General features: G+C 60.5%; 8 protein-coding genes and 1 pseudogene. 1 reads left to right on the forward strand and 8 read right to left on the reverse strand.

What is annotated here, in order from left to right:
* The 6 genes from HT737_RS01465 to HT737_RS01490 form a co-directional block, all read right to left on the reverse strand.
* A partial coding sequence (locus tag HT737_RS01465; RefSeq protein ID WP_182401100.1) for an ATP-binding cassette domain-containing protein occupies positions 1-253 on the reverse strand: 253 nt, incomplete at its 3' end.
* Positions 250-1,845, reverse strand: a complete 1,596-nt coding sequence (locus HT737_RS01470; RefSeq protein ID WP_182401102.1) for an iron ABC transporter permease — start codon at positions 1,843-1,845, stop codon at positions 250-252. The genes HT737_RS01465 and HT737_RS01470, both read right to left, overlap by 4 nt.
* A gap of 3 nt (positions 1,846-1,848) precedes the next feature.
* Positions 1,849-2,862, reverse strand: a complete 1,014-nt coding sequence (locus tag HT737_RS01475; protein ID WP_182401104.1) for an iron ABC transporter substrate-binding protein — start codon at positions 2,860-2,862, stop codon at positions 1,849-1,851.
* 187 nt (positions 2,863-3,049) lie between these two features.
* On the reverse strand, positions 3,050-4,567 hold the full coding sequence (locus HT737_RS01480) for a glycosyltransferase family 39 protein (protein ID WP_182401106.1): 1,518 nt from the start codon (positions 4,565-4,567) through the stop codon (positions 3,050-3,052).
* Positions 4,564-6,285, reverse strand: a complete 1,722-nt coding sequence (arnT, locus tag HT737_RS01485) for a lipid IV(A) 4-amino-4-deoxy-L-arabinosyltransferase (protein WP_182401108.1) — start codon at positions 6,283-6,285, stop codon at positions 4,564-4,566. Before arnT ends, HT737_RS01480 begins: the two co-directional genes overlap by 4 nt.
* A gap of 295 nt (positions 6,286-6,580) precedes the next feature.
* Positions 6,581-7,261 (reverse strand): histidine phosphatase family protein, encoded by a 681-nt coding sequence (locus HT737_RS01490; protein WP_041063825.1) that lies wholly within the window; start codon positions 7,259-7,261, stop codon positions 6,581-6,583.
* 316 nt (positions 7,262-7,577) lie between these two features.
* Between HT737_RS01490 and HT737_RS01495 the strand changes: the two genes are divergently transcribed.
* On the forward strand, positions 7,578-8,885 hold the full coding sequence (locus tag HT737_RS01495) for a HAMP domain-containing sensor histidine kinase (protein ID WP_182401110.1): 1,308 nt from the start codon (positions 7,578-7,580) through the stop codon (positions 8,883-8,885).
* Here HT737_RS01495 and HT737_RS01500 read toward each other — a convergent pair.
* Together HT737_RS01500 and HT737_RS01505 are read right to left on the reverse strand one after the other, a co-directional pair.
* Positions 8,846-9,392 (reverse strand): annotated as a pseudogene (locus HT737_RS01500) (membrane integrity-associated transporter subunit PqiC). The gene HT737_RS01495 and the pseudogene HT737_RS01500 overlap by 40 nt on opposite strands.
* Positions 9,393-9,408: 16 nt before the next feature.
* Entirely contained in the window at positions 9,409-11,064 is a 1,656-nt protein-coding gene (locus tag HT737_RS01505) for an intermembrane transport protein PqiB (RefSeq protein ID WP_182401112.1), read from the reverse strand.
* Positions 11,065-11,203: the final 139 nt, after the last annotated feature.

Raw genomic sequence — 11,203 nt, forward strand, 5'->3', positions numbered from 1 at the left:
GCACGTAACCGATCTGCCGTTGATAGGCCGGCACCGCGTGGCTGCGGTCCACCAGCGTCTGACCGTTGAGCGTAAGGCTGCCGCTGTCGGGGAATTCGAACCCGGCGATCATCCGCAACAGCGTGGTTTTGCCGGAACCGGAGGGGCCGACGATCACCGTGCGGCTGCCGGTCGGCACGTTGAGGCTGACGTCGTCGAGCGCCTTTTGCGCGCCGAAGGTTTTACTGAGGTTGTGCAGTTCGAGAGCGTTCATCGGCCAGCGGTACGCCTGGATTGGTGATAGAGAATGGCCGTCAGCGGCAGAGAAAGCAGGATCATCAAAAGCGCGTAAGGCGCTGCGGCGGCGTAATCGATTTCGCTGGTCATCGCCCAGAACCCGGTAGCGAGGGTGCGCGTGCCGTTGGGCGCAAGCAGCAGGGTCGCGGTCAGCTCATTGGTGATTGCCAGAAACACCAGCGCCGCACCTGCCGCCGCGCCGGGAGCCGCCAGGCGCACAGTGATCAGCCACAATGCGCGCAACGGCGAGCGGCCAAGGCTTTGTGCGATGTTTTCCAGCTCGACCGGGGCTTGCGCGAAACCGGCGCGCAGACTGACCAGCGCCCGCGGCAGGAACATCAGCAGATAGGCCAAGAGCACCGTGATGGTGGTCTGGTAGATCGGCCGGGCGAAATGAATGGTCACGGTGACCAGCGCCAAAGCAACGACAATGCCGGGCAGTGAACTGGTGATGTAGTTGCAGCCTTCCAGCAAGCGCTGCAGTTTGCCCGGAGAGCGGATCGACAGCCACGCAATGGGAATCGCCGCGACACTGGTCAACAATGCGCCGGCCACGCCATACGACAGGGTTTGCAGCAAGGCTGGCAACAGCTCGTCGCCTTGCCAGACCTGCGCACCACCGGCCACCAGCCAGCGGCCCAACGTGAGCAACGGCACACCCAGTGCCAACAGGCACGTCAGCGTTTGCAGCAGCAGCGCCAAGGTTGTCGCGCCGCGCCCCAGTTGCACGCTGCGCTGATCCCGGGCGCTGCCGGAACCGACCCGCGCATAACGCGCCTGGCCACGGGCAGCGGATTCCGCCGTGAGCATCGCCAGGCAGCACAGCGCCAGAACGCCTGCGAGCATGTTGGCGGCCGGGCCGTTGAAGGTCGATTTGAACTGATCGAAGATCGCCGTGGTGAACGTGTCGAAACGGATCATCGCGTACAAGCCGTACTCGGCCAGCAAATGCAGGCCGACCAACAAGGCTCCCCCGCAGATGGCCAGCCGCAGTTGCGGCAACACCACCCGGAAAAACACCGCCCACGGCTTCAGCCCGAGGGACTGAGCGACATCTTCAATCGCCGGATCGAGACGGCGCAAGGTCGCGGCAATCGGCAAATACAGAAACGGGAAATAGGCGATCACCGACACCAGCACGCCGGCCGGCAGACCGTGGATCGACGGAATCAGACTGACCCATGCATAACTGTGGACGAACGCCGGCACGGCCAGTGGCGCAACCGCCAGCAGGGACCACAGACGCCGGCCGGGCAGATTGCTGCGTTCGGTCAGCCAGGCCAGGGTTGTCCCGAGGACAATGCACAGCGGCAAGGTGATCAGCACCAGCAGCACGGTGTTGATCAGCAACTCGCCGACTCGCGGGCGAAACACCAGGGCTTCGAGGGTCGCCCAACCGGTGTACCACGCCACGCCGATCACGAAGGCAATCGGCAGCAGTGACAGCAACGACACCAGCACCGCCGAACTCACCACCCACGAACTGCCGCGCCCGGCCAGCGTGCGGGGCGGGTGGAGGAGGTTGGCCGGGGCCGTCACCACGGCCGGTGCAGGCAAGGTTTTGGGCATCACTTAGAGCAACCCGGCCTGGGTCATCAGCTCGACGGCTTTTTTGCTGTCGAGGGTCGACGCATCGACTTTCGGCGCATCGAGGGTTTTCAGCGGGGTCAGCTTCGGATTGGACGGCGCGTCTTTGCCCACGGCGTATTCGAAGGAGGTGCCGGTTTCGAGCACTTCTTGACCTTCCTTGCTGGTGATGTATTGGACGAACTTCTGCGCTTCATCCTGATGCTTGCTCGATGCCAGCACGCCAGCGCCGGAGGTGCTGACGAACGCGCCCGGATCCTGATGTTTGAAGTAGTACAACTGGGTGTTTTTGCTGTTCTCGCCGGTCTTGGATTGATCGACGAAGCTGTAATAGTGGTAGATCACGCCGCTGTCGATCTGCCCGGCGTTCACCGCTTTGAGCACCGCGCTGTTGCCGCGATAGATCGTGGCGTTGGTCTTCATGCCCTTGAGCCATTCCAGCGTGGCAGCTTCGCCTTTCTGTTGCAGCACAGCGGCGACGATCGCCTGGAAGTCGGCGCCAGCCGGGGAGGCGGCCCACCGGCCTTTCCAGGCCGGAGTGGCGAGGTCGAGCAGGGATTTGGGCAAGTCCTTTTCAGTCAGTTTGCTCGGGTTGTAGACGAACACGGTGGAACGGGCAGCGATGCCGACCCAATTGCCGTGGGCCGGACGGTAGGCAGCGTCGACTTGCTCAAGGGTCGCGGGCGCCAGCGGCGTAAACAGTTTGGCGTTGTCCACCAGCACCATCGCCGGGGAGTTCTCGGTGAGGAATACGTCTGCCGGCGAGGCGGCGCCTTCCTGCACGAGCTGGTTGCCCATCTCGGTGTCATCGCCGTTGCGAATGGTCACCGGGATCCCGGTTTCCTCGGTGAAACCGGCCACCCAGGCCTTGGTCAGCGTTTCATGCTGCGCGTTGTAAACCACCAGACCTACCGAGTCGGCGGCAACAGCATGCCCGGTGCCGAGCAACGCGGTGGTCAGCAATGCGCGCTTGAAGAAGGATGGAAAGCGTGGATTCATTCGGGCAGCTCCTGTTTTCAGACGTTATGAGCAAACCCTCGCAGGAAACAATGCGAACGATTTGCAAGTGTCGAGTCGCGGCAATGTAGGGTGGCAAATGAGAAAAAAAACGTCAAAGAAGCCGTTAATAGTTGTCATTGCCATTCAAATTTACCGCGACTCTCTACTTTTGTCTTAACGTCATCGCTCAGGAGTGGGGGATGTAGGCCACGCTCTGGTCTTCCCGCCCGTGAAAGACCTGCTCGCCACGGGTGGGCGTGGTGGTGATGACCTGATGGTCAGCCTTCAATGCATCGAGCGGCACGGCGTCGCCGGAACGGTATTGCGCCACGAAAATCGTGCGTTGCGGGTCCCACCGTTCTCCGCTGGTGCGTTCCAGCCAGGCGATCAGCGTTGCTGTGTCACCATTGTGCGGAAAGTCCTGGATCGTTTCCGGCACGTAGTAGAACGGTGCACCACCGGTTTGCAGGTACATCGGCACTTTGTTGTCGACCTCGACCATGACCATGCGCCATTGATTCAACGGTGCCTGCTGGCTGGCCTGCTCGCGAACCTGTTCGCCGAAACGGATGACACCGCCGCCGCTGTTGGTCCACGGGTAAAGCACACCCAGGATCGCGGCAAGCAACACGGTGGTAGCAGCGAAACCGAACTTCAGCCCGCGGCCTTCGCTGTGGCGAGCGGCCATGCGCCGGGCCACCCACCAGGCACCCAGCAGTTGCGCGAAGGGCACCAGCGGCAAGACGTAATAGCTGCGGCGACTGCCACTGGCGGTGAAGAACAGCATCAGCAACGCGAGCCCTTGAATCAGCCAGCGGGTATCCGGTTCGATGTGCTTCCAGTTGCGCGCGGCCACCCACAAGGCGATCAACCAGCACGGCGCCCAGGGCAGGGTGTAGACCGGCAGGTAGATCAAGTAGGTGTAAATCGGCCCGAACTGATCAAACGGCTGGAAAAACCGCACAACGTTTTCACGCAGTACCAGCCCCAGGCCACTTTGTTCGTAGTTGGGCGCGCCGTAGAAGTGCGAGAGCACGAACGGCGTCATGTAAAACGCCCCGGCGATCACTATCGCCGCGAACAGTCGCAGGTTCAGGTGACGTTTCCAGCGGTGCTCACTGAGCAGGTGCGGCAGCAGCACCAGCCCCGGCAGGATGAAACCGATCAGGCCTTTGAACAGCGAGGTCAGCGACAGCAAACCGAAGAACACCACGTAGCGCCAGAACCGGGTGTCATCCGGGCCGCGCCAGTACCACCAGACCGCGGCAAGCACACCGCAGACGGTGAGGATGTCGGCAGTGGCGACTCGCGCCCAGAACACAAAGTAGAACGTGGTCGCCAGCATCCAGCCGGCGATCAACCCGGTGCCTTTGCGAAACAGTTGCTCGCCGATCAGGTACACCAGCCACACGCTGAACCACGCGGAAATCACCGATGACAGGCGCAACGACCAATGCCCCAGTCCACCCGTGAACCAGGCGGTGGCGGTGATCAGCCAGTACGACAGCAGCGGCTTGTCGTAATAGGGGCTGCCCTTGAGATAGGGGTCGAAATAGTCGCCGCTCTGCAACATCTGCAACGCGATGTTAGCCCAGCGGGTTTCCGCCCCCCACAGCTCACGACTCCCCAGACCGAGCAGTAACAGCAGGGCAGTCGCGGCAAGCAGAAGCAGCAACGCGCCCCGATCTTTTTTGTCTGCGGTCATGGTTTGCTCTGGGCAAAAATGAAGATTTCCAGGTTGCCGCGCCGGAAGTGCTGACCATCGATCGGCAGCAGCTCAAGTTGTTGTTCGTCGGAGGTGCTGTTGACGCGCATCACCACACCCACCGAGCCTTTTTTGCGCGCTTCGGTCATCCACTCGCCTACACCGGCGAGGCTGACCTTGCGTGACGCCATGGCCGGGTCATCGAGGCCGTACTTGAGCTCGCCAACGGTGTTGAACAGGTCGACTTGCGGGCGACGCAAGCGCCATGACAACGCAGAAGCCGCCCCCAGGTCGTTACTCAGCAACGAGCGGGTCTGGCTGAGTTCCTGCTGGTGTTCGGCAATGAACTGATCCGGCATCTTGCTGTTGACGATGGTCGCCGGCATGGCGGCAGGCAGCAGTGCGACGAGCAAGCCGATGCCCAGCGCCGGCATCGCCCACAGCGTCAGTGGGCGCACGGTTTGCAGCGCGCCGGCAATGAGCCAGCCGAGCAACACGATATAACCCAGCGACAGACTGAACATTTCGGTGTGTTCGTAAATTTCACGGGTCGCTTGCAGGTAGATCAGTGCTACCAGCGCCGCAATGGCCAGCACCACGTTGGCCACACCGTTGATGCGCAAGACGCGCCCGTTCTGGTCGGCTATCCAATTCATTACCGTATAGCCCATCAACAGGGCCAACGGCAGCAGGCACGGCATGATGTAGGTCGGCAGTTTGCCGCTGCTCGCGCTGAAAAATGCCAGCGGCAGCAGGAACCACAAGGCGAGGAAGGCGATTTTCGGATCGCGTTTTTCGCGCCAGGTGCGCAGCAGCGTCGAAGGCAACAGCAGGGCCCACGGCAAGGTAGAAGCAAACAGCAACGGCAGGTAGAACCACCATGGCCGTGCGTGCTGTGCATCTTCGCCGGCGGCAAAACGACGGATGTGTTCGTGCCAGAAGAAGAATCGCCAGAAATCCGGTTCACGGTAATGCACGGCCAGTGCCCATGGCACGCTGACCAGCGAGGCCACCGCCACGGCGACCAGACCATAACGCACCAGCTCGCCAAAGCGTCGCTGCCAGATCATGTAGGGCAGGGCAATCAGCACCGGCAGCATCAGGGCGAGGAAACCTTTGGTCATCAGGCCCATGCCACAAGCGAATCCCAGCAATGCCCAGCCGCCCAGACGCGCGCGCGGGGTATTGCTGTCGATGGCGAACCAGATCGCCACCAGGCTGAGGTTGACCCACAAGGTGAATTGCGGATCGAGGTTGGCATAGCCAGCCTGCCCTGCGATCAGGCCGAAGCTCATATAAAGGAGGGCACAAGCGGAACTGATTCGCGGGTTGTTCCACAGGCGACGGGCCAGCAGATAGGCCAGCCAGACGCTCACGCCCGTGCTGAGCGCCGAGGCGATGCGCACGCCAAACAGGTTTTCACCGAAAATGGCCTGGCCGATGGCAATCATCCAGTAGCCGGCAATCGGTTTTTCGAAATAGCGAATCCCCATGAAGTGCGGCGCCACCCAGTTGCCGCTCTGCAGCATTTCCTGGCTGATCTGCCCATAGCGGGTTTCATCGGGAATCCACAGGCCGTGGGTCATCAGCGGCAGCAGATAAAACACCACGAATGCCAGTACCAGCCCGGGTATCGCAAAGCGTTCGATCAGGGTGCTCTGGTGGAGGCGCGGCAAATTCAACGCTGCATGGTGCAACGGTTTGTTCTCAGACGTCATGACTGGACCTTGGTGCAGTACAAAGTGTGCGTTTCAGTGTTGCGCCTGGCGATTTCCGTTGCAGGCGCGGCACTGGGTTGAATGAATGCAGAGGCGAGCACGTCCGAAGGGCGTGTCCTGTATTCAGAGAACGGATCTGCTTCCAGCGTTAAGTTCTCCTCGGAAAGACAAGCTTTAAAATGAAATATTTCCAGTTTTTCAAAGTGAAAAAAATTTCTTATTACAATTTCATAAGCGCCAATAGCTCTGTGCCAGAGCATTGCCCAAGTATTTTTTACTTGATCAAGTCTGACGATTACTTGGCCAATCGTTGCCAGCCTTCTGGGTTCATGATGCCGATTACTTCAAGTTTGCCTTGCGCATCTATTCGAGCTAAAACCGTGCTGCCATATTCGGCGGCGACCGCGCGTGGGTAACCGGTTTGCCGTTCGAAATCGGCGATGCAGCCGCTGTGGGTCACCAGGATCATGTTCTGCCCTGCGGTCTTGTGCGCCACCACTTCATTGCGCATCGTCGGGCCACAGGTTTCCAGCCATTCCGCAGCCACTGCGTCGCGACCGAACATGTAGTGAGCCGTTTGTGCAGTGCGCGTCAGCGGGCTGGTGAACACCTGAGTCTGCTGCATTCCCAGTTGCGTAAAGGCCCGGCCCACGGAGGCTGCAGAGACACTGCCCAGCTGAGTGATACCGTCGGCCGGCCCCAGGCAAACATTGCTCGAACGGTCACAACGCTCGGCATGGCGGACCAGCGCGACGACCTCGCCAGCCTGCCAGGCTTTGACCCACTCCTGGGTGGCAGATGCGCTGACATAGCGCAGGTTGGCCGGTGAACGCTGCAGCCAGACAAAGCCACAAATCAGACTGATCACCAACACGCCGACAGCGATGGCTGCCCAGGCACGCGGACGCGAGAGGTACGACCTCTTGGGTGCTGATTGTACTTGTGCTAATTCAACCACGACGTTGCCCCTTGTCATTCCCGAGTTCCATTCAGTTCACACGCAAAGTGCAACGTAAGCTCCAGGAGGTTAGTTACTTTACGGTGGTCTGCTTGAATGGCTGCTGAACACTACGTTCAGAGTCGTGGCGGTGCAGTGAAGAACATGTGAAAAATTTGCGAGAGCGGCGCAGGCATTAACGGAAAAGTCTATTTGATAAATAAACTCAAATACTCGTTTTGTTTATTAGGGCCACTTAACAACAGCGCCAGTCGAGGCGAAGCTGCGACTCTGGATAACGTCGTGGCGCAGCGGCTTGCAGTCCCCGACATCAGCACTGGAGTCAAGCAACCGGATGGACCTCAAGCAAAGCCTCGCCAATCGGATTGTGATTGTGTTCGCCTTGATGAGCGCGGTGGTGGCCGGTGTCTTCGCAATGGGCATTGTGGCTACCGTGCATGTCGTGGAGCACAAGTTGACCATGACCGCCCTCAGCGGTGGCTTGCGCCGGTTGTTGGCGATGGACGACATCAACCAGTGGCGTCACGAGCCGGAAAAGAGCGAACTGTTTTTTTTCCAGAACGGCCCCGGGCCCATGGCGCTGACACCGCAACTGGCGGAACTGCCCGTGGGGTTTCAAGAGATCACGTTCAACGGCGACGACTTCTATGCGATGGTCGAGGCGGTCGGCGGCCGCAAATATGTGCTGTTGCGCAATCAGGAAAGCTTCGAACAACGCGAGCACCTGCTGTTCGTGGTGGTGATAGTCGGGTTCATCCTCAGCGTCATGCTGGCGGTCGCGCTCGGCAGGCTGCTGGCGCGGCAAGTCATGGCGCCGGTGATCCGCCTGGCGGGGCAGGTGCGTCATCGTGACCAGTTGATCGCACTGGCACCGGCGCTGCATCCGGATTACGCCGATGACGAGGTTGGGGCGCTGGCGCTGTCTTTCGACCAGACACTCGGCCGGTTACGCGAAACCCTGAACCGGGAAAAGCTTTTCACCAGTGACGTGAGCCATGAATTGCGCACACCGCTGATGATTCTGGCCAGTTCCTGCGAGCTGTTGCTGGCCAACCCTTCGCTGGATTCGCGCTCCACCCAACAGGTCAAACGCATCGCCCGGGCCAGCGCAGAAATGCGCCAACTGGTTGAGACCTTCTTGATGCTGGCGCGCAAGCCGGAGGAGCTCGGCACCGAATCCACTTGCACACTCAAATCTATCGCCGACGCCCAGGTGGAAATCTGGGGGCGATTGATTGGCGAAAAGGGTCTGGAGTTTATCTACGAGCCGCAACTGGCGGGCAGTGCACGTTACGACCTGACGTTCCTGCAGTCGGTCATGGGCAATCTGCTGCGCAATGCCTGGCATTACACCGATCAGGGATTTGTCCGGTTGACCCTGCTCAACGACAGCTTTGTGGTCGAGGACAGCGGCATCGGTATTCCGGAAGAAAAACGTCACGCGATGTTCCAGCCGTTCGTGCGCGGTGACGAACAGCGCGGTGAAGGCCTTGGGCTGGGGTTGTCGCTGGTGCAGCGGATCTGCAGCCATCAACACTGGCAGGTTCAGTTGGTCACTCGCGAGCCCAATGGCTGCCGTTTCACGGTCACGCTGTCGGCGGCTCAGGAGGCTGACGGGCAGCGAGCGTTGCCCGCCGCCTGATTGATCAGGCTGCCAGGCGTTTGACGTTGTTCTGTTGCGCGGCCACCAGTTCGTCGATGCTCGGGCCGGAGGGTGTTTGCAAGGTTGAATGGCAGGTCAGCAGAGCGTTGTCCGCCGCACCGCTCGGGCGCAGGCGCCATTTGACGTCGATCAGCCATAGTGTCCGGGGATCGAGTCGAAACGCTGCACATCGATACGCACCGAAACATTGCCACGACTGCCGGTATTGCTCAGTTGATCGCTCAAGGCACTGCGCAATTCATCCGCCAGACTCGCTCCCCACCATTGGGTTTCCAGAATCGCCAGGCCATTGTTGCCCTGACGGATGACGATTTGCGGGCGGTCGACTTGCGGCGGCACGCTGATCCCCTCAATGGGAATCTGCGCGCCGGCCCGGGACGCCGACAGCTCCACCGGCGTCAAGGTGTGAAAGTTGATCGGGTCGCTGCGGCAGGCGCCAAGGAGCATGAACGCAGCGAGCATGGTGATCTTCAGCGGTACAGCCATGGGATAGCTCCTGGGCTCAATTGCGTGGCGGTCCTTTCAGATCCAGCGGCGCTGCGTTGTCGGGACGACCGCGAATCAGCGATTCCGGATGGCGACCGAGATAGTCCGACAGCTCGCGCAGCGAACGCGACATGCGCCCGAGTTCGTCGAGGGTCTCGGTGAGTTTCTCGCGCTGCGGTGAATCTTCGGCCAGGGTCGAACTGGCGGACTGCAAGGTCTTGCTGACGTCGGCCAGTGTGGTCTGCACGCCCGGCAGGGTTTTCGCATTGAACTGTTGCAGGCCTTTGCGCAGCTCGACGAGGTTGCTGTCGAGGTTGCCGGCAATCCGCTCGACCGGCAGTTTGTTGAGCTTGTCGACCACCGCTTCGAGTTTTTCCTGCAACTGTTCGAGGCTGCCGGGCACGGTGGGCAAGGCGACCGGTCGGGCCGTTGCGTCGAATGCAACTTTCTCGGCTTTCGGGAAGAAATCCAGCGCAATGTACAGCTGCCCGGTCAGCAGGTTGCCGCTGCGGGCCTGAGCGCGCAGACCGTTGTCGACGAAGGTGCCGAGCAGACGAATACCGGCCGCTTCGTCGTTGGGATCGTGCTTGAATTCGGTCAGCATCTTTTTGTAAGCCTGGCCGAGGCGCTGCGGGTAAATGACGATCCCGACGTTAAGCGGGAAGGTGCGTTTTTTCGCGTCGAAGTCGAGGTTGATTCCAACGACCCGGCCAATCTCCATGCCGAGAAACTCGACGGGCGCATCGACCTTGAGCCCGCGTAACGACTGCTCGAAACGCAACACCATGTATTGCGCCTTGCCGTTGGGCGGGGCGAGGGCGGTCTGCTGATCGGCGAACAGTTCGAAGTCCTTGTCGTCGGCGGCGGCAACGTCGTTGGGGCTGTAATCCGGCGCGCGGAAGGCAATGCCGCCGACCAGCATGGTGGACAGCGATTCGGTCTTCACCGCAAAACCGTTGGCGCCGACATTGATGTCGATGCCGCTGGCGTTCCAGAAGCGGGTATTTTCGGTAACGAACGCGTCATTCGGTGCGTGAATGAACACCTCGATGTCCACACCTTTGCCCTCGGGATTGAGGGTGTAGGTCACGACCTGGCCCACCGGAATCTTGCGGTAGTAAACCGGGGAACCGATATCCAGCGAGCCGAGATCCGAGGCATGCAGCATGAAGCGCTTGCCCGGTTCGCCGTAAGTGATCGGCGGCGGATTCTCCAGCCCCTTGAAATGCTTGGCGCGGTTGTTGGCCTGACCGATGTCGGCGCCGATATAGTCGCCGGAAAGCAAGGTATCGATGCCCGAAACGCCGCCCGCACCGATGCGTGGGCGCACGACCCAGAACTGCGAGTCTTCGCGGGTGAAGGTTTCGGCCTGTTTGGCCAGTTTGATCGTGGCGTCCACGCTCTTCTGATCGCCGCTCAACTCGACATCCGTCACCTGACCGATCACCACACTGCGGTATTTGACCTCGGTCTTGTTGGCAACCAGGCCGCTGCCGGTCTTGAAGTTGACGACGATGGTCGGGCCTTCCTGCATCAGGTTGTGCACCACCAGCGATATGCCGACCAGCACCGCGACGACCGGGACGATCCACACCAGGGAGATGCTGAAACGCCGGGTCTTGATCGGTGCGTGGCCCGGTGCTCGTGGTTCATCGGCGGCTGACGACTTCATCCATGTCCTCCTCGGTTTTGTGGATGCTGAGCGTCAGGAACGCAAAAGCACTTCATCAATATAGAAGTGCTTGGCGATAGAGCAAATTCACGGGCTGATGCGGATTTGTGCAGGCGCTGCCGCAGGCTGCGATCTCTTG

It is taken from the genome of Pseudomonas sp. MD195_PC81_125 (assembly GCF_014060985.1).
GTDB classification, from domain to species: Bacteria; Pseudomonadota; Gammaproteobacteria; order Pseudomonadales; family Pseudomonadaceae; genus Aquipseudomonas; species Aquipseudomonas parakoreensis.

Bases quoted from the DNA above. Each gene is read 5' to 3' on its own strand.
- arnT (WP_182401108.1), bottom strand. From the start codon at position 6,285: ATGACGTCTGAGAACAAACCGTTGCACCATGCAGCGTTGAATTTGCCG.
- HT737_RS01495 (WP_182401110.1), top strand. From the start codon at position 7,578: ATGGACCTCAAGCAAAGCCTCGCCAATCGGATTGTGATTGTGTTCGCC.
- HT737_RS01470 (WP_182401102.1), bottom strand. From the start codon at position 1,845: ATGCCCAAAACCTTGCCTGCACCGGCCGTGGTGACGGCCCCGGCCAAC.
- HT737_RS01490 (WP_041063825.1), bottom strand. From the start codon at position 7,261: ATGACAAGGGGCAACGTCGTGGTTGAATTAGCACAAGTACAATCAGCA.
- HT737_RS01505 (WP_182401112.1), bottom strand. From the start codon at position 11,064: ATGAAGTCGTCAGCCGCCGATGAACCACGAGCACCGGGCCACGCACCG.
- HT737_RS01475 (WP_182401104.1), bottom strand. From the start codon at position 2,862: ATGAATCCACGCTTTCCATCCTTCTTCAAGCGCGCATTGCTGACCACC.
- HT737_RS01480 (WP_182401106.1), bottom strand. From the start codon at position 4,567: ATGACCGCAGACAAAAAAGATCGGGGCGCGTTGCTGCTTCTGCTTGCC.